The organism is Shewanella oneidensis MR-1 (assembly GCF_000146165.2).
Lineage (GTDB): Bacteria > Pseudomonadota > Gammaproteobacteria > Enterobacterales > Shewanellaceae > Shewanella > Shewanella oneidensis.
In genome coordinates, this window is sequence record NC_004347.2 from 1742563 (window position 1) to 1767370 (window position 24808).

Annotated in this window: 23 protein-coding genes; 16 read left to right on the forward strand and 7 right to left on the reverse strand. The window is 46.6% G+C overall.

The window, feature by feature from the left end; genetic code table 11:
• Positions 1 to 136: 136 nt before the first annotated feature.
• The 4 genes from cysQ (at position 137) to SO_RS07655 (ending at position 3493) form a co-directional block, all read left to right on the forward strand.
• A complete protein-coding gene (gene cysQ, locus SO_RS07640; protein WP_011071807.1) occupies positions 137 to 943 on the forward strand; it encodes a 3'(2'),5'-bisphosphate nucleotidase CysQ in 807 nt (268 codons plus the stop codon).
• A 62-nt stretch (positions 944 to 1005) separates the two neighbouring features.
• Positions 1006 to 1926, forward strand: a complete 921-nt coding sequence (gene mak / locus SO_RS07645; protein ID WP_011071808.1) for a fructokinase — start codon at positions 1006 to 1008, stop codon at positions 1924 to 1926.
• 96 nt (positions 1927 to 2022) lie between these two features.
• Positions 2023 to 2757 carry a YdcF family protein gene (locus tag SO_RS07650; protein WP_011071809.1) on the forward strand — a complete coding sequence of 245 codons (735 nt, stop codon included), beginning with the start codon at positions 2023 to 2025 and terminating at the stop codon, positions 2755 to 2757.
• A 4-nt stretch (positions 2758 to 2761) separates the two neighbouring features.
• Positions 2762 to 3493 (forward strand): DUF2982 domain-containing protein, encoded by a 732-nt coding sequence (locus tag SO_RS07655; protein WP_011071810.1) that lies wholly within the window; start codon positions 2762 to 2764, stop codon positions 3491 to 3493.
• Positions 3494 to 3545: 52 nt separating this feature from the next.
• Here the strand turns inward: SO_RS07655 and SO_RS07660 are convergent, their stop codons facing one another.
• From SO_RS07660 to galU, 6 genes are all read right to left on the reverse strand, one after another.
• A complete protein-coding gene (locus SO_RS07660; protein ID WP_011071811.1) occupies positions 3546 to 5825 on the reverse strand; it encodes an OmcA/MtrC family decaheme c-type cytochrome in 2280 nt (759 codons plus the stop codon).
• A gap of 414 nt (positions 5826 to 6239) precedes the next feature.
• Positions 6240 to 7226 (reverse strand): LysR family transcriptional regulator, encoded by a 987-nt coding sequence (locus SO_RS07665; protein ID WP_011071812.1) that lies wholly within the window; start codon positions 7224 to 7226, stop codon positions 6240 to 6242.
• 335 nt (positions 7227 to 7561) lie between these two features.
• Positions 7562 to 7987: a bactofilin family protein gene (locus SO_RS07670; protein ID WP_011071813.1), complete on the reverse strand. Its 426-nt coding sequence runs from the start codon at positions 7985 to 7987 to the stop codon at positions 7562 to 7564.
• Positions 7988 to 8091: 104 nt separating this feature from the next.
• Positions 8092 to 8577, reverse strand: coding sequence for a ferredoxin-type protein NapF (gene napF / locus SO_RS07675; RefSeq protein ID WP_011071814.1), 486 nt, complete (start codon positions 8575 to 8577; stop codon positions 8092 to 8094).
• Positions 8578 to 8653: 76 nt separating this feature from the next.
• A complete protein-coding gene (gene galE, locus SO_RS07680) occupies positions 8654 to 9667 on the reverse strand; it encodes a UDP-glucose 4-epimerase GalE (protein WP_011071815.1) in 1014 nt (337 codons plus the stop codon).
• Positions 9667 to 10575, reverse strand: a complete 909-nt coding sequence (gene galU / locus SO_RS07685) for a UTP--glucose-1-phosphate uridylyltransferase GalU (protein WP_011071816.1) — start codon at positions 10573 to 10575, stop codon at positions 9667 to 9669. The genes galE and galU overlap by 1 nt, the downstream gene beginning before the upstream one ends.
• Positions 10576 to 10898: 323 nt before the next feature.
• Between galU and phhA the strand changes: the two genes are divergently transcribed.
• The 7 genes from phhA to ompW all read left to right on the forward strand — a co-directional run bounded on the left by phhA (position 10899) and on the right by ompW (position 17803).
• A complete protein-coding gene (gene phhA / locus SO_RS07690) occupies positions 10899 to 11714 on the forward strand; it encodes a phenylalanine 4-monooxygenase (protein ID WP_011071817.1) in 816 nt (271 codons plus the stop codon).
• Between the two features lie 84 nt (positions 11715 to 11798).
• Positions 11799 to 12137: a 4a-hydroxytetrahydrobiopterin dehydratase gene (locus SO_RS07695; protein WP_011071818.1), complete on the forward strand. Its 339-nt coding sequence runs from the start codon at positions 11799 to 11801 to the stop codon at positions 12135 to 12137.
• A gap of 260 nt (positions 12138 to 12397) precedes the next feature.
• Positions 12398 to 13936 carry a transcriptional regulator TyrR gene (gene tyrR / locus SO_RS07700; RefSeq protein ID WP_011071819.1) on the forward strand — a complete coding sequence of 513 codons (1539 nt, stop codon included), beginning with the start codon at positions 12398 to 12400 and terminating at the stop codon, positions 13934 to 13936.
• A 341-nt stretch (positions 13937 to 14277) separates the two neighbouring features.
• Positions 14278 to 15264: a fumarylacetoacetate hydrolase family protein gene (locus SO_RS07705; RefSeq protein WP_011071820.1), complete on the forward strand. Its 987-nt coding sequence runs from the start codon at positions 14278 to 14280 to the stop codon at positions 15262 to 15264.
• A gap of 84 nt (positions 15265 to 15348) precedes the next feature.
• Positions 15349 to 15999: a maleylacetoacetate isomerase gene (gene maiA / locus SO_RS07710; RefSeq protein WP_011071821.1), complete on the forward strand. Its 651-nt coding sequence runs from the start codon at positions 15349 to 15351 to the stop codon at positions 15997 to 15999.
• Between the two features lie 101 nt (positions 16000 to 16100).
• Positions 16101 to 16688, forward strand: coding sequence for a nucleotidyltransferase family protein (locus SO_RS07715; RefSeq protein ID WP_011071822.1), 588 nt, complete (start codon positions 16101 to 16103; stop codon positions 16686 to 16688).
• 467 nt (positions 16689 to 17155) lie between these two features.
• A complete protein-coding gene (gene ompW, locus SO_RS07720) occupies positions 17156 to 17803 on the forward strand; it encodes an outer membrane protein OmpW (protein ID WP_164925667.1) in 648 nt (215 codons plus the stop codon).
• Positions 17804 to 17886: 83 nt separating this feature from the next.
• On the opposite strand, the gene SO_RS07725 is transcribed toward ompW, so the two are convergent.
• Entirely contained in the window at positions 17887 to 18630 is a 744-nt protein-coding gene (locus tag SO_RS07725; RefSeq protein ID WP_011071824.1) for an SDR family NAD(P)-dependent oxidoreductase, read from the reverse strand.
• A 117-nt stretch (positions 18631 to 18747) separates the two neighbouring features.
• Between SO_RS07725 and SO_RS07730 the strand changes: the two genes are divergently transcribed.
• From SO_RS07730 to SO_RS07750, 5 genes are all read left to right on the forward strand, one after another.
• Positions 18748 to 19182, forward strand: a complete 435-nt coding sequence (locus SO_RS07730) for a YbaY family lipoprotein (RefSeq protein ID WP_011071825.1) — start codon at positions 18748 to 18750, stop codon at positions 19180 to 19182.
• A gap of 69 nt (positions 19183 to 19251) precedes the next feature.
• Entirely contained in the window at positions 19252 to 20193 is a 942-nt protein-coding gene (metA, locus tag SO_RS07735) for a homoserine O-acetyltransferase MetA (RefSeq protein ID WP_011071826.1), read from the forward strand.
• A 430-nt stretch (positions 20194 to 20623) separates the two neighbouring features.
• Entirely contained in the window at positions 20624 to 21814 is a 1191-nt protein-coding gene (locus SO_RS07740) for a thiolase family protein (protein ID WP_011071827.1), read from the forward strand.
• A gap of 136 nt (positions 21815 to 21950) precedes the next feature.
• The gene (locus SO_RS07745) at positions 21951 to 23450 is read left to right on the forward strand and encodes a CoA-acylating methylmalonate-semialdehyde dehydrogenase (protein ID WP_011071828.1); all 1500 of its coding nucleotides are present in this window, start codon (positions 21951 to 21953) and stop codon (positions 23448 to 23450) included.
• A 162-nt stretch (positions 23451 to 23612) separates the two neighbouring features.
• Positions 23613 to 24770 carry an acyl-CoA dehydrogenase family protein gene (locus tag SO_RS07750; protein ID WP_011071829.1) on the forward strand — a complete coding sequence of 386 codons (1158 nt, stop codon included), beginning with the start codon at positions 23613 to 23615 and terminating at the stop codon, positions 24768 to 24770.
• The last annotated feature ends 38 nt before the right edge of the window (positions 24771 to 24808 follow it).

Here is a 24808-nt window from a genome sequence, read left to right on the forward strand (position 1 = left end):
CCTGTTGCTTAGGACTTAAGCTTTGGTGTTTAGCCCCCTTAGTCAATTTTGCTTGATGTATGACGAATTTGTTCTTAATTCTCAATGGCTGCTGGTGGCATAATGCCGCAAAGCTGATTGAATAAAGGACGACTAAGTGACCGATATCACCACGATTGCACTGCATTTTTCTAAAGCGGACTTGTTGCGGCTAGTGAATATAGCCCATGCGGCAGGTGATGCCATTATGGCGATTTACGCGCAAGAGCATATTGCTGTTACACAAAAGAGTGATGAGAGTCCTGTAACCGCTGCCGATCTTGCGGCCCATAGGGTGATTGTCAGTCAATTAGCTGAGCAATTTGCGGGCATTGCTGTGATGTCAGAAGAAGCCGCCGATATTGCTTGGGATGAGCGTGAGCAATGGCAAACTTACTGGCTTATCGATCCTTTAGACGGCACTAAGGAATTTATTAAGCGAAATGGTGAGTTTACCGTCAATATAGCGCTCATTCATCAAGGCGAAGCTATCGCGGGTGTGGTTTATGCTCCTGTGTTGAACACGACTTATTATGGGGCGAGACACTTAGGTGCGTGGCGACAGGATGGACAGCAAGAACAGCTGCTGCAGGGCTGCAAGATACCAAGACAGGTGCCGATAGTGGTGGGCAGTCGTTCGCACTTAAGCCCAGATGTGGCTGATTATTTGAACAATATTGGCCAACATGAAATGTTAAGCGTGGGAAGCTCGCTGAAGTTTTGTATGTTGGCAGAAGGTAAGGCCGATCTCTATCCAAGATTGGGGCCTACCAGCGAATGGGACACGGCGGCGGCGCAGGCGGTACTTGAAAGCGCAGGCGGAAAAGTTGTGTGTTATGACTCAGGTTTACCCTTAACCTACAATCAAAAACCTGACATATTAAACCCTTATTTTATTGCCACAGCGCCTGGCTGGGCAAAATAACGAGCAATCACAAGTGAGTCTGCGCGGACTCCTTGGTAGAACAATAGCGGAGAAGGTCATTCATGATACGCATGGGCATCGATTTAGGTGGTACTAAAATAGAACTCGTCGCCTTAAATAACGAAGGAAATGAGGTTGTTCGCAAGCGTATCAATACCCCTCGGGATTATCAGGGCACACTTAACGCGATTGTAGATTTAGTCAACGAAGCTGAATCCACTTTAGGTGAAAAGGGCTCGGTGGGTGTAGGTATTCCAGGTGTTATATCCCCCTATTCTGGGTTGGTTAAAAATGCCAATTCAACTTGGATCAACGGTCATCCCCTCGATGTGCATTTAGGGGAGCTCTTAGGCCGTGAAGTGCGTGTTGCCAATGATGCCAACTGTTTTGCCTTATCAGAGGCGGTTGATGGGGCTGCAGCGGGTAAGTCAGTCGTGTTTGGCGTCATCATTGGCACAGGCTGCGGTGCAGGGGTTGCAATTAACGGTAAAGTGCACGCTGGTGGTAATGGTATCGGCGGTGAGTGGGGGCATAATCCATTGCCGTGGATGACCAAGGAGGAGTTTAATACCACCCGTTGTTTTTGCGGTAATCCTGATTGTATCGAAACCTTTATTTCAGGTACTGGTTTTGTCCGAGATTACAATGAGGCGCTCAGTCGCGCAGCAAGCGTCCAACGTGTGCCCGCTAAATCTGGTTCAGAGATCATGAGCTTAGTCGATGGGGGCGATGAGATTGCCTTAGCTGCCTTTGAACGCTATGTGGATAGGCTCGCGCGCTCACTGGCTCATGTGATTAATCTACTTGATCCTGATGCGATTGTGTTAGGTGGCGGCATGTCGAATGTTGAGGCTATTTACCCAAGATTACCTGCATTATTAAGCCATTATGTTGTAGGGCGCGAATGCCGAACACCAGTTGTGCAGAATCTTTATGGCTGCTCTTCCGGCGTGCGTGGCGCTGCGTGGTTATGGGAAAAATAAGGCAATCTTTCCTCTTAAAACGCATCGCCAACGCGATGCGTTTTGTTTTCTTTTGATGTTATGATTGCGCTCCTTTGAATAATTGGGCGCTAGCGCATGTTTTGGGTTAAAAAAGCTGTCTCTCAGGCAATCATGCCTATTCCATTTATCCTGCTGTTATTGCTGTTTTCCTTGATTATTTGGCGCAGACCGAGGCTAGCAAAATGGGCGATTGCTGGCGCTTTTACCCTTCTACTGGTATTAAGTAGTCAATTTAGTGTCGATTATTTAGTCAAGCCGCTTGAGACCCAATATCCCATCAATGCAAGCTCCATCACTGGTCAGTGCGTGGTGATGGTGCTCGGCTCGGCTCACTCGGATATAGAAGACGCTACGGCGGTGCAATCCTTATCGGCGGTAGCTTTAGCGAGACTAACAGAAGGACTGCGGCAGCTTAAGTTAGGTCAAGATTGCACTTTGGTCGTTAGTGGGTGGGGCGGTGAGCTAACCAAACATCCCCACGCTGAAGTGATGGCCAAGGCTGCGGCAGAACTTGGCGTTGATGCGTCACGCATTATTCAATTTCCCCTCGCGCGTGACACCCTTGAAGAAGCGCAATACTTTAAGGATCACTTTGGCAATCAATCTGTTCGTTTAGTGACTTCGGCTTCCCATATGCCACGGGCGATGGCGATTTTTAGTGGTAAAGGATTAATTGCGAGCGCGGCGCCGACGGATTTTAGGGCCAGAGACGATTTTTACTGGCGCTTTACTGCAGATAACCTATTAGCCTCGCAACGTGCGCTACATGAATACATTGGCCGTTTATGGCTTTGGATAAAACAGGAATAAAAATATGGCCTTAGAGTCAGATGTCGTTTCGATTCGCCCACTCTCTAAGCGTAATGGCTTAGCCTTAACCATTGTAGGAGCCAGTGCTTTTGTTTTGGGTTTTGGTTTATTTGTACTATTTCCTGAGCTATTTGCCGTGGGCTTAGTGTTTTTCAGCTTAGGTGCAATTGCGTTGATATTGGGCCTTGCAAAGGTTTACGAGCCTGACACAACTTTGACTATGGATGAGCAGGGGCTGACTTATTTTCATCGGCGCGGCAAAGTGTCAATAAACTGGGATAATATTCAGCGGGTTGACATTCCAAGGGTGACTCAGGGTGTTGAGACTATTGAGCTTTCCTATATTGGTATTAAGCTCAAACAGTTAAATCCGATACTCGATAAAATTTCATTACGGCTTGCGGCGGGATTATTGACTGAGCAACGGCCGTTACTGGTTACCGCCGCATCACAGCAGGAAGACTTAGCGACCTTAGAGACTTATCTTGGTGCTGAATTTAGTCCTTTGGTGATTGATGGCGATCGTTACCGAGGTGTATTGGCGATGTTTGGCCATCGCTGCGTGATGCTCAATACTCACCTCGGCTATCATCTTTATATTCCCCATGACAGTTTAGATCGGGACCCTCGAGAGTTTATTAAGCTATTAAGGCAACGGATTGAACAGTATTGGGTGCAGACAAACACGCGCTTAATTCACATGGATAAAAAAGGGGCCCCGAAGGGGCCCCAATAAGTTGCAGAGAACAAGTTTGGGTTGTGCAGGGTGCAACCCAAAGGTACTAGTACTAGTGTGCTACCTCTGCGTGTACCTTATCTATGCCATAGGTTTTACCTTCAGCATGGCAGGTCGCGCATGATTCTACTGGTAGGTTAGAATCGGTGACTGCATCCGCTTCTACAATCGCACCGTTACTTCTAAAGTGGGCTACTGCTGCTGCATCTGAGTGAGCGTGACAGCTGCGGCATGATTCAGCCACTGGGCTAATGTAGTTGCTACCCACTTTGATCGAACGTTTTTCTGAGGTTAAACCACCGTCAGTTGCGAACAGTTTAGCGCTGTCTTTATGGCAAGCAGAACATGCGGTTTCTGGCGATGGATAACCTTCTAACTCACCAGCAGCATTACGGAAGATACCTGTGATAGAGTCAAAGTTACCACTGTGGAAACGGTGGGCAACAGTGAACAGGTCTTTGTTGTTGAAGGTAACGTCTGGATTAACCACTTTGCTTCCATCATCACCTTTGTAAACAACCGTTTTGTGACCTGAAGCACCTGTTGTATCGTTATGACAGTTCATACACTGAGTGAAGGTGTAAGTGCCATGTCTTGTTCCTTTGATATAGTCTAAGGTGCCGTGACAGGCATTACATTTTGCTTCTTCAACAGTAATACGACTTGGGTCTGCCATACGAGCAGTGCTGACTGCGCTTCCATCTAAGCTGAAGAATTTAACAGGGGAGCTGTTACCTATTGGGTTTGTGGGTCCAAACTCAAGTCCAGTTGCATTACAGCTTGTTACCGCGCCAGCTTTAATACAAGCGTTAGCTTCTGAACTGACGTAGATGGTTCCTATTGCTTGTGCATCAGGAATATCTTTAACGAAAGTTAATACACCGCCAGAAAGCGTACCGCTTGCTAAGTTTAAGCTGATAGCTGTAGGTTTAACATCACGCCACGCATAAACAGTACCATCGGTAGCAACATTACCCAGCAATAAGCCGTTAGCAACTAACTTTCCTGTTGGATTGTTTGTAGCATGATAAGTTGCAAGGCTTGTTCCATCGGCAATGGGGGCGCCATTGATGCTTACGTTGGCCTTGAGGGTTAACGTCTTCATACCTAAGGTGGCTGATGGAACTACTGCTGCACTTGTAAAGTCCACTTTAAATAAATCAGCATATTCAGCACGTTTGCCAACACTGTGAACTGCCTCAGGTGTTAGGCTGCCGCTGCCGTGGCAAGATTTACACTGAGTATCATCAGCTTGGGCTAGACCAAACTCAGAGTGGTTTTCACCAGTAGCGAAGTTGACATTAATATGGCAACCCACACAAGCTTGAGCGTAGATATTGGTGTTATAACTTGGTGCACCATCATGACAGGATTTACATTCTTTCAAGTCTGATGGGAAACCAATTTCACCAAAGTATTCTTTCGCTTCACCTGAGAGATAAGCTGCATTATGTTCACCCGCGTGGATGCGGTGGATCATGGGAGCAAAATCAAATACCCAACCTTCAGCAAGTTGAGCATCGCTAGGAACGAGATCAGGATTGTGGCAAGTTACACAGTTTTTAACATCTTGATAGTTATGGTGGGCTTCAATCTTGGCGATATGGCCATCCACTTCACCGTGACAGTTTTTACATGCGGCACTCGATACTGTGTCTTTACCTGATGCGGCTAGCTCATCAGTTGTAGGAATAAAATCAACGGGTACTGACAGTACTTTATCCGCTAAGGCGACGCCTTGGCTATTGACGATATTGTAAGCACGTACAAATACTCTGTGAACCGCGTTAGGGTTATCGTTTGGATTGATGATTGGCGCAGCGCCATCATAGGTCCACGTGGCTGTGTAGGTACCTGGATTTGCCGCATCTTCTTTTAATGTACACGCATTCTTAGTACCGTTTAGGCCGTTGAGTGTACACGTTAATGAGCTGCCAGCTTTGTTTGCTGTGGCATTGTTTTGCCATTCAATTGGCGCACCAGTTCCAGAAGTGTTTTCATTTGCCGTTAAAGAGTAAACGGCAATTTTATCGAGTCCCATAAAGGGGACGTCTTTGCCTGAGCTCTTTCCGGTTAAGGTAAACTTAACACTAAAGCCTTCACTACTCGTGACTTTAATGTCGGCGGGGCTAAGGGTGAATTTCAGATCGGTTATAGATTCTGCGGTTTTAGCAAAAGAACCAGCAGGAAGACCTGGTGTTCCAGGCGTTCCTGGGGTGCCGGGTGTTCCGGGGGCACCGTCTTTCCCGTCTTCTCCGTCCCCGCAGGCGGTTAAACACAAGGCACTAGTGAGAGCTAGTGCCAGTAGAGATTTATTGTAGTTTTTCATCATCGCGTCCCTTTTCTTTCTATAAGACTGCGTGTGCAGTGATTCTACTATAGGGCGAACCACCTACTTATAAAGTGGTATTTGCAAGTTTGTATCCGATATGTGAACAGTGCTTTAACACATAAAAACGGAAATTCTAAAATGTGAAATTAGATATTTTATTAATTGAAATTGATGCGCAAAAACATGAGGTGGCTAGCATATTTTTACTTATATATTTAATGGGTTGTTTAGATTAATTTTCAATTAATTTAATGATAGGAGACTAATGAAACCTATATTTGGCACTTTTAATGGCGAAAAGTAAGTCAGAAGTGGCTCTTTTAAGCAGTGAGTTTAGGGGAGGTATTTGCGCTTCTAAAGTTAATGTCTAACAATTTTAACCTTTTAAAAACATTTGGCATCCATGCCTAATAATTATTGAGAGACTCTCGAATTGGAGCTAAGCACAGTTAACCATGACCTAACCACAAGCTCACATTGGGTTTGATTGTAGCGCCGATGACTTCGTGGTTTTTCGATGAGAAAATATTGCGGTGGCATAATCGTTTCATGCAGACGATGCAACTCTGATACTGATAGCGGTACGAGTTTTAGTCCTGGCATATGTTTTACGGTGTGCATATCGATGCTCGAACAAAATGCTACGCTTTGCATCGTGAGTAAGTGTGCATACCATTCTTCTCGGTCGATGACCCTTTCAATCGAGGGTAACAGCAACCCCTGACGCTGACAGAAAAGTTCAAGAGGATCAATTCTAGCGTTAAAACCTTTCATCTCTAAACACAGAAACGAATGACGACAGATTTGCTCAAGGGTAATGTCAAATTGGCTTTCCCAAAGAGGATGATGTTTTGAAGCGACGATATATACACTGGCAATGCTTCCTAAGTGGGTAATGGTGAGCTCTTTTGTTTCTACGGGTTCTTGTGTAATGCCAAGGTCTAACTCACCTGCATGTATTAACTCGGCACTATTATCTTGCCATTTATGAAGTCTTATTTGCCCTAGCTCGCTGATCACTTCGGGTGAGCTGAGCTGCGGAGCTAAGAAACTTAATAACCCATTACTCGCGGCAATATGCAAAGGCAGTTCAACGTGACTTGCCGAATGTTGGAGCTGTAATGCCGATTGCTCTAGGTGATGTACTGCATCCGTAAATTGACAAATCGCGACATAAAGGCTTTCGGCAAGGGGAGTGGGTTTGAGTCCCTGTTGTCGCCTATAAAATAATTCATCGTTAAAGGTTAAGCGAAGTGCATTAAGGCAGCGGCTAATTTTGGGGGCTGATACATTTAAGGCTTTAGCTGCACTATTTGCATGACCGTTATCAAAAATACTTTTAAATACAAGTAAAGTGAATACATCGAGTTCGCAGATTTGTTTTAGTAATGGATTGCTCATTTGGTTTCGCCTTGCGATGAGTCTTAGTCTGCAATGACACTGTGGTTTCGCCTTGCGATGAGTCTTAGTCTGCAATGACACTGTGGTATAGCCTTGCCATGCTAGTAAAATCTGTTAAGCAGCAACAATTATGCACGGTATGCATTTTTAGTCAGTGAGGTTAGCAGTTGCTGTACGGCTGAACTGTGATCTCAATCGTTATATTAACAATTATTTAACGATTCATTCTGTTTAATGGACTATTGGGCGTTTATTTAGACAGTTCATCTCGAGTGAATTCGGCAGGTAAATAGCTTATCTACCAAGCTTCTTTATCGGTATGGTGTGGGGCAGTGTTAGTTTTCTTGACTCTGCGATATCAAGACATTGGTTGGTGTTGTCGATGGTAAGCTATGGGCATGGATTGTCTGATTATCTTCTTTAATTCTTAAGCCAATAAACTGACCACCTTCATTGATTTGCATGGAGGTACAAGCCACATCCCCATCAACAACACCATGGGCTTGAATGACTAAACGCTCACATATTAAACGACCTTTAAAATAGCCATCGATAATCAATTCTCGGCATTTTACCTCGCAGTGAAGATTTCCCGTTTGCTCAACAATAATGTTTGCCTGCGACAGGATTTGCCCTTGAATAGCTCCACCAATCAAGACATCGCTCGTAAATTCGATATTACCTGTTAGCTTAGTGCCTTCGGCAATAAAGCTCAGAGTGGGGGACGATTTGCGGGTAAACAAGAACTTTTTGCCGAACATGGTGATGTAAGACCTAATACATTGGGATTGAAATAGCATTGGGATTGAAATAGTAACGTAAAAGCAAGGGTAAGCCCAGTTCTGCAGTGTGAATTGCTTGATGGTTATTCTGGTTGCTTAATACTAATCGCTTGACTTGGGCAGGGGGCGACACAGGCGCCGCAACCGGTGCATAGGCTGGTGTCAATTTTTGGCATAGGCGCTTGACCCACACTTAGGGTAAAACCAATGGCGCGGGGTTCACAGGCATCCTTACAACTTTGGCACCAAATGCCTTGAAAGGTTAAACAGTTATCTTGAATTACCGCTTGGTGTTGCCATGGCGTTTGGCTCAAATCAAATAGCTTTTCTTCTGGGCAGATGGTGGCACACTGAGCACAAAAAGTGCACTCATTGTCCTTAAACGAGATTTCAGGAAAGCCGCCATCACCTTTGAAAATTATCTTAGTTTCACAGGCGGTGATGCAGGCTGAGCAGCGAGTACACACATCGGTAAACTCAACTTCTTCGCGCACCCAAGGCGGCCTAATCACGACGGATTTTCTACGGTTAAAGAGACTACGGCGACTGTGATTAATGCTTTCTGTCATAGGTGTTTAATGGATAACAATTTTTATTAATCGATAAGAAAAATGGCTTGGGAATTACCGCAAGCCATTTAGATGATTAGCCTTTATAACCATTGGGATTGGTTGATTGCCAATGCCAACTGCTATTTGCCATATCTTCAAGACTATGAGTCGCCTGCCAGTCCAGATCGGTTTTTGCATGATCTGGATCTGCGTAACAGGCGGCAATATCACCAGGGCGGCGCGGTGCAATCAGGTACGCAATCGACTTACCACAGGCCTTTTCGAAGGCTTTAACCATATCGAGCACGCTGTAACCTTGGCCTGTACCTAGATTGTAGGTGACAAGCCCTGGTTTGGTAGCAAGCTTTTCGAGCGCTTTAAGGTGGCCAATGGCCAAATCTACTACATGGATATAGTCGCGCACACCCGTGCCATCGTGGGTTGGGTAATCATTACCAAACACACTGAGGGCCTCGCGTTTACCAACGGCAACCTGCGCGATAAACGGCATCAGGTTATTGGGAATATCGTTAGGATCTTCGCCAATCAACCCACTGGCATGGGCGCCAACTGGGTTGAAGTAGCGTAAACGGGCGATATTCCAACTTGGGTCACTATGGTGTAAATCTGCCAGTATATGCTCCACCATCAATTTAGATTGACCGTAAGGGTTGGTTGCGCCCGTAGGAAAATCTTCAGTGATAGGAAGACTTGCAGGATCGCCATATACCGTTGCAGAAGAACTAAATACGAGATTTTTTACCTTAAACTCCGCCATCACTTGGCAAAGTATTAAGGTGCCAGTCACGTTATTCTCATAATACTTGAGTGGCTTAGCAACAGATTCGCCTACCGCTTTTAATCCAGCAAAGTGGATAACCGCATCGATACTATGGTCGCTAAAGACTTTCTGTAACAGGGCCTTATTGAGGATATCGCCTTGGTAAAATGTGACCGATTTACCAGTAATGCGCTCGACACGGTCTAGGGCTTCGATACTTGAATTAGACAGGTTGTCTAATACAATCACTTCGCTTCCCGCATTGAGTAATTCCACTACGGTATGAGTGCCAATATAACCGGCGCCTCCGGTCACTAAAATCGTCATTATTTAATTCCCTTTACAACTGTTTTTAAGTAGTGGGCAAAATCTTCACCGATTTCGCTGTGGCGCAGCGCGTATTCCACGTTAGCGCGCATATAGCCTTGCTTATTACCGCAGTCGTGACTCTTACCTTGCATGTAGTAAGCGTTTACCGTTTCTTCCTTCATTAACATTGCAATCGCGTCAGTTAATTGGATTTCATCTCCTGCGCCTGCTGGTGTTTTGGCAAGCAGTGGCCAAATTGCCGCCGGTAACACGTAACGGCCAACAACGGCTAAGTTAGATGGCGCTTCATCAACCGGTGGTTTTTCAACCAGCTCGACTAATGGCTCTGATTCACCAGGCTGCAAATCGTGGCCGTTCACATCGGCAATACCATATTGATTTACTAAATGATGCGGCACACCTTCAACCATGATTTGACCGACTTGAGTTTCATCAAACAGGCTTACCATAGAGGCAAGGTTATCGGTTTTTAAGTCGCAACTGGCCTCATCGATAATCACATCTGGCAGTAATACGGCAAAAGGTGCATCACCTACCACGGATTTAGCGCATAAAATCGCATGACCTAAGCCTTTAGCTTGGGATTGGCGCACGCTGATCACTGTGACATCTTTAGGGCAAATGGATTGCACGGCTTCGAGCAATTGACGTTTCACGCGGCGCTCTAGTTGCGCCTCTAATTCAAAACTGGTGTCGAAATGGTTTTCGATGGAGTTTTTACTGGCGTGGGTCACGAGAACAATTTCTTTGATACCCGCAGCGATGGCTTCACTAACGACATATTGGATCAATGGCTTATCAACAACGGGTAGCATTTCCTTAGGGATAGCTTTAGTCGCAGGAAGCATACGAGTGCCAAGTCCGGCGACAGGAATAACGGCTTTACGAATTTGATGTTGTTTCATTGCGAACCTTCAGATTAAGGAGAGGCGATTATTGGGCAATATTGTAAATGACCTGCACAGAAAAGCCATTTACAAACACCGAAATTTGTCGGTTTTTCTGCATATTATCTGTCTATCGTCGTCATTTTTGTGTGGCAGTGTCAAGGTTTGCTACCCGTCTCAATCAGATTCAATTTGTATCCATTAGGGATTTTAAATGCCTTGTAATATTTGCTTTACGTTTACGTCACATTCTTGGGTGAACAATAAACTGTGAGGGAGTTAACAAAAATCGGGGCTTAGATCACTATGGAGGTATTAGCGTCAGCCATGAAGTGAATTTTATGACTATAGATACCGTCCATACCGCCCCCTATGTTGCCAGAAGTGCCGATGATTCAGGGTATATCCATTACCCGCAGGAAGAACATGACATTTGGCGCCAATTGTATGCTCGCCAAGCGGTGAATTTGCCTGGGCGCGCCTGTAAGGAATATCTGCAGGGGCTTGATGCCTTAGCCATGCCAAAGGATCGTATTCCACAATTGGCCGAGATTGATAAGGTGTTAATGGCTACCACGGGCTGGAAAACCGCCGATGTGCCAGCCTTGATCTCCTTTGGCCGTTTTTTTGAGCTATTAGCCAACAAGGAATTCCCGGTTGCGACCTTTATCCGTCGTAAGGAAGAGTTTGACTATTTACAAGAGCCGGATATTTTCCACGAGATTTTTGGCCATTGTCCTTTGTTGACTAATCCGTCCTTTGCCCATTTTTCCCATATGTATGGCCAGTTAGGATTAAATGCGAGCAAGGAAGACCGAGTGTTTTTAGCCCGTCTTTATTGGTTTACCGTCGAGTTTGGTTTACTTAAGCCTCAAGAGGGTGAACTGTGTATTTATGGCGGCGGCATATTGAGCTCACCTGGCGAAACCTTGTATGCCATGGAAAGCCAAGTGCCTGAACGTAAGCCGTTTGATCTATTAGATGTGCTGCGTACGCCTTATCGTATCGATATTATGCAGCCGATTTACTATGTGATTGAACATATTGATGTATTAGATGAAATCGCCAAAATGGACATTATGGCCTATGTGGCTAAGGCGCGGCAGCTCGGTTTGTTTGCCCCGAAATATCCGCCAAAGGCAAAGAAGGCAAGCTAATTGCCTAGCTTTAATAAAACACTCATTGAATAAAGCGTAATAAGTGCAACGGAGTGATCCGTGATGTTGCCAAGAGGAGTATGTATGACCGCGTTAACCCAAATGAAATGTGAAGCTTGCCAAGCTGATGCACCAAAAGTGACCGATGAAGAATTGGCCGAGCTTATCCGCATGATCCCCGATTGGGGCGTGCAAGTACGTGACGGTATCATGCAATTGGAACGGGTGTACAAGTTTAAAAACTTTAAACTAGCAATGGCATTTACCAATAAGTTGGCGGAACTGGCCGAGGAAGAATTCCACCATCCTGGTATTTTAACCGAGTGGGGCAAGGTGACCGTGACTTGGTGGTCACACTCGATTAAGGGGCTGCATAAGAATGACTTCATTATGGCGGCCAAGACCGACCTGTTATTAGATTAAAAAGTTAATATTTAAAATCAGCATCTTAATGCAATTTTGATGCTGATTTTTTCTTCCTGTTACAAATGCGCTGTAAACTAGGCTTGCCACTTTGAGCGTAACCTTCTAACGTATACACGCCCAGCTATTAATTCTGCCCTTTACGTTTGCGTAAACTAAATACGTTTCGTCAAACGAATCTCTTATGAGGTCATACTCAGGAACAATAGCTCGCACGGTTTATTCCAAAATTCGAATCAAAAAAAGGAATATCAGTCATTATGCGCTTGGAAGTTAGCTGTCAAGATCGCGTGGGTTTAGCGAAAGACATCTTAGTCGTGTTAGAACGTTATGGCATTAATCTCATTGCCATTGATGCCAGTAATCAAGGCTTTCTCTACCTGCAATTTGCCGAAGTCAGTTTTGAAACCTTAAGTGCTTTGATGCCGCAAATCCGCAAAGTGGAGAGTGTCCATGATGTGCGAACGGTGTCATTCATGCCGTCGGAGCAGGAACACTACGCCTTAAAAACCCTGCTTAAAACCCTCCCAGACTCAGTGTTTTCCATCGACGTGAAGGCGCGTATTCGCATTGTGAACGAATCGGCGCTGCTCAACATGGGCATGGGAGAACATGAAGTGCTCGATGAATCCTTAAATCATTGGGTGCAAGGTTTTAACTTCAGCCGCTGGCTCAGTGAGGGCCAAGTGCTGCCGCAGGCGGCGCGGGTGAATATTGGCCAAAACGAATATCTGGCTGAAATGTTACCGATTTATTTACCCGATGAGGATGAGAAAACTATCCTTGTCGGTGCGGTGGTGTCGCTGAAATCGCCTGCGCGGGTGGGTAAACAATTTAATGCGCTGCAAAATCAAACCACAGGCTTTGAAAATGTGTTGGCCAGCAGCGACAAGATGAAAGAAGTGCTTAAACAAGCCCGCCGCATGGCGCAGCTCGATGCGCCATTACTGATCACGGGCGAAACTGGCACGGGTAAAGAACTCATGGCCAGAGCCAGCCATGATGCCAGCATGCGCCGCGAAAAGCCGTTTATCGCCATTAACTGTGCAGCATTGCCCGATAGCGCCGCCGAAGAAGAACTGTTTGGCTACGTCAGCCAAGGCAAAGTGATCAAGCGTGGCTTTTTTGAAGAGGCGAAGGGCGGGACTGTATTCCTCGATGAAGTGGCTGAAATGTCCAAGGCGGCGCAGGTCAAACTGCTACGGTTATTACAGGATGGCACTTTTAGACGCATTGGTGGCGACGAAGAAGTCCGCGCCGATGTGCGAATTATCTGCTCGACCCAGAAAAACTTAGCCGAGCTATGTCAAACCGGTGAATTTAGGGAAGATTTGTACTATCGCATCCATGTGCTTAGCTATCACATTCCGTCACTGCGTGAGCGCAAAGTCGATATTATTCCGCTGACAGAGATGTTCCTCGAGCATTACAGCCAGCAATTATCCAGCCCTGTCAGGCGGATTTCGGCCCAATGCCGTGATCATCTGTTAACTTACGCTTGGCCGGGTAACGTCCGTCAGCTTAAAAACGCAGTCTTCAGAGCCGTATCCATGTGGGATGGTTCGGGTGAATTAACCGTTGAGCAACTTAAGTTGCCATCCTACGCCGAAGGTTTTGGTTATTTCGATAATGCCTTTGAAGGTAATCTCGATGATGCGATGAAGCAATTTGAGGCCAGCTTACTGCGCCGCTTATATCCGGCTTACCCAAGTACTCGGCAATTGGCAAAGAAATTGGGCGTGTCCCACACGGCTATTGCTAACAAACTTCGGGAATATAAGATCGCCAAGCCAAAGTAATCTTGGCTTAAGTTTGAGATGTAACAGTATCGTTCCACTTTATTGCTGACTTTTTCACCATATCGTTCAGCGAAATAGTGACAAGCGGCAACATTGTAGAAAACGTAATGATTAGTTTACAGAATGTAAAAAAACAAGCTGAAATGTGATTTTGTTCACGCTATAGGAATCCGCCGTCGCTTCGGGTATTTCTACGCGCAGCAAACCCTAATACCGAGTCAATATAGGTTTTTATTCACCTATGTTCTCGTCAGCAAAAATTCGCGTTAGCTGATATTGTCGGTTAACCATAACGAGATAAAAAGCGTAGTACGCCGAGCCGTAGAAGCACAGGAGCAGATATGAAACTTGCTAGTTATAACAATGGTCGCCGCGATGGTCAGTTGATGTTAGTGAGCCGCGATCTCACTCAAACGGTGGCCGTGCCAGCGATTGCCCATACGATGCAGCAATTACTCGATGGTTGGGAACTGCTCAAACCGCAATTACAAGAATTGTACGATGCGCTCAATGAAGGCAAATTACCTAACACGCAAACCTTTGATGAAACTAAATGTTTATCCCCCTTGCCACGGGCGTATCAATGGGCCGATGGCAGTGCCTACGTGAACCACGTGGAGTTAGTCCGTAAGGCGCGCGGCGCTGAAATGCCTGAAACCTTCTGGACCGATCCGCTGTTTTACCAAGGTGGCTCTGACAGCTTTATCGCGCCAAAGGCGGATATTCCGCTGGCGAGCGAAGATTGGGGCATCGATTTCGAATCTGAAATCGCAGTGATCACTGATGATGTACCTATGGGCGTGAGTGCTGAAAATGCAGCAAAACACATCAAACTGCTGATGTTAGTCAACGATGTGTCATTGCGTAATTTGATCCCGGCAGAGCTCGCCAAAGGCTTTGGTTTCTTCCAATCTAAACCTTCGAGCAGCTTCTCTCCGGTAGCCATTACGCCAGATGAATTAGGCCATCGCTGGGAAGATTCAAAGGTGCATTTACCGCTTATCACCTACTTAAACGGTGAGTTATTCGGTCGCCCAAATGCAGGTGTCGATATGACCTTTAACTTCAGTCAGTTAGTATCTCATGTCGCTAAAACCCGTCCATTGGGTGCGGGCGCCATTATCGGGTCTGGTACGATTTCTAACTATGACCGCAGTGCAGGTTCGAGCTGCTTAGCTGAAAAACGTATGCTCGAAGTGATTGCCGACGGTAAAGCGAGCACACCGTTTATGCGCTTTGGCGATACAGTGCGTATTGAAATGCTCGATGACAATGGCGTGTCTATTTTTGGCTCAATCGATCAAAAAGTGGTTGAGTACAAGGCGTAAGGCTTTTTATTTGAAAATGGATAGATAATATCGACGGGGCTATATAGCCCCGTTTTTATCAGAATTTTATAAGGACAGCGTGAGATGATACTTTACGGTTATTGGCGCTCTAGCGCGGCCTATCGTGTGCGTATCGCCCTCAATCTTAAAGGTGTGAGCGCCGAGCAGTTGTCGGTGCATTTAGTGCGTGATGGTGGCGAACAACATAAAGCGGATTATATTGCGTTAAATCCGCAGGAGCTGGTGCCTACACTGGTGGTTGATGATGAGCAGGACGGTGATGCGTTAACCCAATCTTTGGCGATTATCGAATATCTGGATGAGCTATATCCTAAAACGCCGCTATTGCCAGCCTCGGCCCTTGAGCGTGCCCATGTACGCGCCATGGCGTTAACTATCGCCTGCGAAATTCACCCCCTCAATAATCTGCGTGTATTGCAATATTTAACGCAAAAGTTGACCGTGAATGAAGAGGCTAAAAGTGCTTGGTATCACCACTGGGTGGCGACAGGATTTACGGCGCTTGAAACCCAATTAGTACGTCACAGTGGCCGTTATTGCTTTGGGGATAAGGTGACTATTGCAGATTTGTGTTTAGTGCCGCAGGTGTATAATGCCCAGCGTTTTAACGTGGATTTAACGCCTTATCCGAACATTATGCGAGTGTGGGCCGAATGCAATCAGTTACCAGCCTTTGCGGATGCGGCGCCCGAGCGCCAAGCCGATGCGGTTTAATCCGTCGTTACGTGCTAAATCAGTGCTATGAAACCGATTACGAAGTGGTGTCAGTCGATGTCACTTCTGTGTTTCTAACTTATTAAAGCGGATTTTAGCCAATGACTGAAACCGAATTAAGCGAACGATTGCGCACATGGCTAAGCCAAGATAACGAACGGATGCGAGCGCTTGAGTTAGTATTGCAATGCGCTCAAGTGCATGACATGCCGCAGTGGTGTATTGCGGCCGGATTTGTTCGAAATTTGGTGTGGGACAAGTTGCATGGTTTCGACCGCCAGCCATTAAACGATATCGATCTCATTTACTATTGTCCCTTGGATGCCAGACCCGAGCGGGACTGGGCGATAGAAGCCTGTCTGCGAGCTTGTGCACCAGAGTTACCCTGGTCAGTAAAAAATCAGGCGCGAATGCACCTTAAAAATCATGATAATCCCTATCAGTCATCCTCAGATGCCATGGCCTATTGGCCCGAAATGGAAACCGCTGTCGGTGTGTCACTTAACCCTACGCTTAAGACTTCAGCTTCTGTCATTGAGAACTTACAAATCGTTGCACCCTTTGGCTTAGCCTCATTACTTGCCTTAACATTAACTCGAAATCCTCGGCGTAGTTTGGCGGTATTTGAGCAGCGCATTATCGCAAAGGGCTGGCTTTCACAATACCCACAACTTGTTTTAGCCAACTAAGCCATTTAATCAACATTAGACGAGTGGCTTATTCTATTGTTCGCAGATAAATGCATGTGAGCAGGAATGAGCGTTTCTGACGTCGATATCTTAACTATACCTCTTGACCTACTTTGTATGACCTTTTAGTGGTTTCTTACTGTTGATAGTAGTCAACTTCCATCTTTTTAATCTCAGTTGATGTAAATGAAATGTAAAGGGCGATATTGGCTGTTTATCCCTTATTACTCCTTGTGGAGGTAATTAGTCATGTCTAATGCACGCGCTCGCTCACAAAAAACTAACTGGTATTATCAATAAATGTTTGCTTAGCGTGATTTGGATCTCAATGGTCATACCTAAAAATAAGTAGCACCACTTAATTTTGATTTGGATCAATAATGTAAAGAAATTTATCTGGCAGTGTAGGCGTCAATTGTTAAGGATGTAATGTAAAACAAAAACCAATGTTGTACATATGGAGTATGATGATGAATAAAACTACTGTTTCTACACTGATCGCTGCCACCCTGTTAGCTGCTGGTTTCTCTGCTTCTGTTTCTGCCCACCAAGCAGGCGATATTATTGTTCGTGCTGGTGCAGTGGTTGTTGCGCCAAATGAATCGAGTGATGATGTTGCAGGTAATGGTGAGTTTCAAATTAGCAATAACACTCAACTAGGCTTAAATTTTGGTTATATGCTGACCGATAATTTTGGTGTAGAGCTATTAGCTGCGACACCTTTTAGCCATGATGTATCTTTAGCTGGTATTGGCAAAATTGCAGAAACGAAACATTTACCTCCAACTCTAGTGGCGCAGTATTATTTCGGTAATGCCCAATCTACATTACGTCCATATGTGGGCGTTGGTGTGAACTACACTAACTTCTTCGACAATGAATTCACTAACGATTTAAATGGCGCGTTAACTGACTTAAGCATGAGCACTTCATGGGGCTTAGCGGCTCAAGTGGGTCTGGATTACCAAGTCAATAAAAACTGGTTAGTGAACGCTTCAGTATGGTATGCCCAGATTAGCACTGATGTAGAATTTAAATTGGGTGGTAAACCAGTGACTATTGAAACAGATATTAACCCATGGGTTTATATGGTTAGCGTGGGTTACACTTTCTAATTATCTGATTAGAAAATTAAAAAAGGAGCCAGCGGCTCCTTTTTTGTTTTTCGCAGTTTTATAAAATAAAACGCGGAACAACACTACTTTTTGGCCTTTTTCGGCTTCCAGTGTCGAGTGTTATAGATAAACTCCGGCAGTAATTTAGTCAGCCAAGCCACTAAGCGCCAACGCTTGGTTACATAGACACGGCGTTTACCTTGCTGCATAGCCTTAATGATTTGCGCGGCGACTTGCGGGAGCGGGGCAAGCCATAGCGTGCTTTGCTGCATGGCGGCTTTATCCAGCAAACCGAGCTGAATATCGGTAATGGTTATGGGCAATTTAAGCCGCTGAGCATGCATGCTTAAGCCTTCCAAATAGTTTTGGGCAAAGGCTTTGGATGCATGATAAGCCACGCTCGGGCCGCCGCGCAGACCAGCAATCGAGTTAATGGCGGCAAGCTGGCCGTAACCCTGTTCGCGAAATAATCTAAATGCGGTATTGCAGATAGCGGCAAAGCCCCGCACATTGACGTCGATAATGTCTTGCTCTGGTAGCCATGGCAGCTCAGGATCGTAGCTATTGAGTCCGGTATTCACCAAGACTAAATGAGCACCGCCGAGACTTTGCCAGACGTTTTCGAGCTGTTCGATGATAGCGCTTGGCTGTTCTATTTGCAGTGAAAATACCTGTACCTTAGTGGGTAAGGTTGAGGCGAACTCGCGCAGCGATTCGACATCCTGCGCAAAAAGCGCTAATTCAACTTGCTGATCGGCCAATTGTTTGGCAAGTTCGCGGCTTAAATGTGAGCTAGCGCCCACAATTATCGCAGTTGCTTGGGTCATAAATTTTTCGGCAACGAAATGGTGGCTTATCATAGGAAGATATGTCCAGCATGACAAGATTTATAGCTTGGGCGTGTAGACATCCAGAAGTCTTTATGTATGATTAGGAGAAATGAAATGACACATGGGTTAAGGATTAGCGGACTGACATCTGCATGGCAAAAATGGGTGGCAATGGTATTACTTGCGGTGACGACGATGATGACAGGTTGTGCAACACCAAATGCGGTTGTCGAGATTAAAGGTGAGGCTATGTACCGCGAGCGTATCGCATTGCCTGCCGAAGCCAAGTTGATTGTGCAGTTGCTTGATGTCTCTAAGATGGATGTGCCTGCTGTGGTGCTGGCAGAGCGTGAGAGTCAAGGCGCTAAAACCCCGACGCCATTTAGTTTTACTATGGGGCGAGATCAGTTTGAAGCAGGGCATACCTATGCCATTGGGGCAAGGATAATGCTCGGTGATAAGTTATTGTTTATTAATACTCAAGCCTATCACGTCGACCTTAATTCGACTGAGCCTATGACGATACTGCTTGAGAAAGTCGGCCGCTAATTTGTTTGCTCTTTGTTGAGTGGCATACGCGCGCCGGAACCGTTGATTGTTGAACAGAAGAGGCGCGGTATGCCAGTTAAAATTCCAGATCATCTGCCTGCAGCAGGGATTTTAGAATCTGAAAATATTTTCGTAATGTCCGAAACTCGGGCTGCAAATCAAGATATCAGGCCAATGAAGGTACTGATTTTGAATTTGATGCCCAATAAAATCGAGACCGAAACCCAGCTTTTACGCCTATTGGGTAATACTCCGTTACAGGTGGATGTGGATTTACTGCGTATCCACGATAAAGAGTCGAAACACACCTCAATCGATCATATGAACACCTTCTACCGTGATTTTGAGGATGTGCGCCATAAAAACTACGACGGCCTGATCATCACGGGGGCGCCCCTTGGACAAATCGATTTTGAGGATGTGACTTACTGGGATCATATCCGCGAGATTATCGATTGGTCACAGCAGCATGTAACCTCGGTGCTCTTTCTTTGCTGGGCGGCCCATGCGGGGCTTTACCATCTCTATGGATTAAATCGTAAAATCCTTGAGCAAAAGCGTTCTGGCGTATTTGTCCACCGCCGTACCTGCCAGCATTTCCCGCTGCTGCGCGGATTTGATGATGAGTTCTTTGCGCCCCATTCGCGCTTTGCCGAGATGGATGTCGAGGAGATTAGGCAACATCCACAGTTGCAGTTATTGGCCGAGTCTGATGAGGCGGGGGCTTATTTGGTATTAAGTCGCAATAATCGCAACTTGTTTGTCATGGGTCACCCTGAGTATCAAAAATCCACCCTAAACGATGAATATCATCGGGATTTGGCGCAGAGCTTAAACCCAAATGTGCCACAAAACTATTATCGTAACGATGATCCTAAGGCCGATGCCATTGCCCGTTGGCACAGCCATGGCAGTTTGTTGGTCAGTAATTGGCTTAACTATTACGTTTACCAATTAACGCCTTACGACCTGAGTGATATGACGGCGATGACACCATGGGAATCGCAGTAGGGATATTGTTTTAGTTTGTCAGGCATTGACAGTTTCTTGAGCTCAATGCCTGTAGAATCACCTTGCTATGCTGTTTCTGTTTGCTTGAATCATTTGAGCTGACTGATAAATTTACCATTCGTTTAGCCACTGTTTGCTCGCCTGTTTACCTCATTTGTCTTTAGCGCTGTTCATCATCCGCTGGTAAGGTTTTGTTTCGGCTGCAAGCCAAGCGCTTTTATTGAGTCACTTCCTCCTTGTCACCATTTCAAATGCCGTTAAGGCCTCTCGACTGTAAATCCTGACTGACAATGCGGCTTAGATAAAATCGATAAATTAGACCAAGGAATACTTGCTTTACGTTCGCGTAAACGTCAGAGTGGTTTCATTGTCACACTTTATCCGCCAATGGCGTGTATTACCGCCAAGGCACATTTAGCTTGGAGTCTCCATGAGTACTGAACTATTAAACCAAGAGATCGTTATTGTTGCCGCTAAACGCACCCCAATGGGTAGTTTTCAAGGCAGTTTGTCTGGCATCACTTCTCTGAGCTTAGCGGCCACAGCAATCAAAGCCCTGTTAGCCGATACCCAAGTTGCGCCTGACAAGGTCGATGAGGTGTTGATGGGCTGCGTATTGCCAGCGGGTCTTGGTCAAGCGCCTGCGCGCCAAGCAACCTTAGGGGCAGGTTTACCGCTGTCTGTGGGTGCAACCACAGTGAACAAGGTCTGTGGTTCAGGGATGAAAACGGTGATGCTTGCCCATGATTTGATTAAAGCGGGCAGTGCTAAGGTGGTGATTGCTGGTGGTATGGAAAGCATGAGCCAAGCACCTTACTTGCTCGACAAAGCGCGCGCTGGTATACGTATGGGCCATGGCAAAGTGTTAGATCATATGTTCCTCGACGGTTTAGAAGATGCTTACACTGGCGGCGCTATGGGCACATTCGCCCAGAAAACCGCCGATGAATTTGGTATCACTCGCGAGCAAATGGATGCGTTTGCTTTAAGCTCACTCGAAAAAGCCAACGCTGCCATTAATTCTGGTGCTTTCAAAACGGAGATAGTGCCCGTAACGGTAAGCGATCGCCGTGGTGACGTGACTATTGATACCGATGAGCAGCCAGGTAACGCTCGCCCTGAAAAAATCCCCACGTTGCGTCCAGCCTTTGCTAAAGATGGCACTATTACTGCGGCAAACTCCAGCTCGATTTCCGATGGTGCAGCGGCGCTGATGTTAACAACGCGCGCCAATGCTGAGCAGTTAGGCTTAACTGTGCTCGCCACCATCAAGGGCCACACTACCCATGCGCAGGAGCCTGCACTTTTTACCACCGCACCCGTTGGCGCGATGGCAAAACTATTGAGTAATGTGGGCTGGTCAAAGGATGAAGTTGATCTGTTTGAGATCAACGAAGCCTTCGCCATGGTGACTATGCTGGCCGTTTCTGAATTAGGTTTAGATATGACAAAAGTCAACGTGAATGGCGGCGCTTGTGCCTTAGGTCATCCTATCGGTTGCTCGGGCGCGCGTTTACTGGTGACCTTAATCCATGCACTTAAAGCCCGCGGACTTAAGCGCGGTGTAGCGTCGCTCTGTATCGGTGGTGGTGAAGCGACGGCTATGGCTATTGAAGTCTAATTAAACGCTTTATCGCAAACTCAAAAACGGCTAAATCAACAAGACCAAGACTGAGCTGGCAAGGGCAAACATCCCGCTGAGGATAAACATAATATCGCACCGCCAGCTCTACCCTAAACAAGGAAAGGATTGCAACATGACCACACAAGTTAAGCATTACATTGATGGCGAATTCACTGCAGGCACGGGTACATCACAAATCGTGGTGACCAATCCTGCCAATAACGCGACGATTGCCGTTATTAATAGCGCCACGGCCGATGAAGTCCATGCGGCCATTGCCAGTGCCAAGGCGGCCTTTAAAACATGGAAAGAAGTGCCTGTCTCTGAGCGTGCCCGTGTCATGTTGCGCTACCAACACTTACTAAAAGAGCACCACGATGAGTTAGCGACCATCCTTGCCCATGAAACCGGTAAAACCTTTGAAGATGCCAAGGGCGATGTCTGGCGCGGGATTGAAGTGGCGGAACATGCCTGCAACATTGCCTCATTACTGATGGGTGAAACCGTTGAAAACGTTGCACGTTCTATCGATACCTACAGCTACACTCAGCCTCTTGGTGTGTGTGCGGGTATCACGCCGTTTAACTTCCCTGCGATGATCCCTTTGTGGATGTTCCCACTGGCGATTGCCTGCGGTAACACTTTCATCCTTAAGCCATCAGAGCAAGACCCTATGACGCCGCAGCGTTTAGTTGAGCTATTTGTCGAAGCGGGCGCGCCAAAGGGCGTACTGCAACTGATCCATGGTGATAAGACGGCGGTGGATATTCTACTGGCAGACCCTGCGGTTAAGGCGATTTCCTTCGTGGGCTCCGTCGCTGTTGGCCAATACATCTACAAAACCGGTACCGATAACTTAAAACGCGTGCAAGCCTTTGCAGGGGCAAAAAACCACTGCGTGATCATGCCTGATGCAAACAAACAGCAAGTGATCAACAACTTAGTCGGCGCTTCTGTCGGCGCGGCGGGGCAACGCTGTATGGCTATTTCGGTCGCGGTATTTGTCGGCGCAGCTAAAGAGTGGATCCCAGAGCTCAAAGAAGCGCTGGCGAAGGTTCGCCCAGGTTTATGGGACGATAAAGACGCCGGTTACGGTCCGCTGATAAGCCCTGCTGCCAAAGTGCGCGTGCTCAAACTTATCGCCCAAGGTAAGGAAGAGGGCGCGCAGTGTTTACTCGATGGCAGTGATTTTACTGTGGCGGGTTTCGAGTCCGGCAACTGGGTAGGACCTACCATGTTCACTAAGGTCACGACCGATATGAGCATCTACAAAGAAGAAATCTTTGGCCCCGTGCTCTGCTGTATGGAATCCGATTCATTAGAAGATGCGATCGAACTCGTTAACGCCAGCCCCTACGGCAATGGCACGTCTATTTTTACCGCAAGCGGCGCTGCGGCGCGTAAATATCAACACGAAATCGAAGTCGGCCAAGTGGGCATTAACGTGCCTATCCCTGTGCCATTACCTTTCTTCTCGTTCACCGGTTGGAAGGGCAGTTTTTACGGCGACCAACACGCCTACGGTAAGCAAGCGGTGCGTTTCTACACTGAAACTAAAACCATTACCGCTCGCTGGTTCGAGTCGGACATTGCGGTGGCCGCTGGCCCTAATATGAGCATTAACTTGCGCTAAGCCGTTTAAAAAAAGTTTCAACGCATTGTTAAACAGCAAGTTATTCATCCAAAGTGGCGCATGGTTGGCGCCTGATGATGAATAACTTGCTGATAAACTCACGGTTTATTACGCAAAAGTCATTTACGAAAAGAAATGGCCATAGAGTCATAGGAGAGCCAAATGGATTTTAATTTCAACGAAGACCAACGCCAATTTGCTGAGCTAGCTCGCCAGTTTGCCACCGACGAACTCGCCCCTTTTGCCGCCAAATGGGACGAAGAACATCATTTCCCGAAGGATGTGATCCAAAAAGCCGGTGAGCTGGGTTTCTGCTCCCTGTATTCCCCAGAATCGGAAGGCGGCATGGGCCTGTCGCGCTTAGATGCCTCGATTATTTTCGAAGAGCTCTCTAAGGGCTGTACTGCTACGACCGCCATGCTGACAATCCACAATATGGCCACTTGGATGGTGACCACTTGGGGCACAGAGACTTTGCGTCAAGCTTGGTCTGAGCCCTTGACCACTGGGCAAATGCTGGCGTCTTACTGCTTAACGGAGCCAGGCGCTGGCTCGGATGCGGCATCTTTGCAAACCAAAGCGGTGCCTGATGGTGATGAATACGTGGTTTCTGGCTCTAAGATGTTTATCTCGGGCGCGGGTTCTACTGAGCTTTTAGTCGTAATGTGCCGCACGGGGCAAGCCGGGCCAAAGGGCATTTCGGCGATTGCGATCCCTGCCGACAGTGAAGGCATTATCTATGGCAAGGCTGAAGATAAAATGGGCTGGAACGCGCAGCCGACTCGCTTAGTTACCTTTGATAACGTGCGAGTGCCAGTTGCAAACTTACTCGGTGAAGAAGGCCAAGGTTTTACCTTTGCGATGAAAGGCTTAGACGGTGGCCGCATCAATATTGCTACCTGCTCAGTGGGTACGGCGCAGGCCGCTCTTGAGCGTGCAAGCCAGTACATGAATGAACGTCAACAATTTGGTAAGCCATTGGCCGCTTTTCAAGCGCTGCAATTTAAGCTGGCTGATATGGCAACTGAATTAGTCGCCGCTCGCCAAATGGTGCGTTTAGCCGCTTTTAAACTCGACAGTGGCGACCCAGAAGGCACTGCCTATTGTGCGATGGCGAAGCGGTTTGCCACCGATGTGGGCTTTCAAGTTTGCGATGCGGCGCTGCAAATTCATGGCGGATATGGCTATATCAGGGAGTATCCGTTAGAGCGTCATTTCCGAGATGTTCGTGTACATCAGATTTTAGAGGGCACTAACGAGATTATGCGCCTCATTATCGCCCGTCGTTTACTCGACGAGAATGCCGGACAAATCCTCTAATACGTTTTATCGGATGCAAGGGGTTGGGGATAACACCA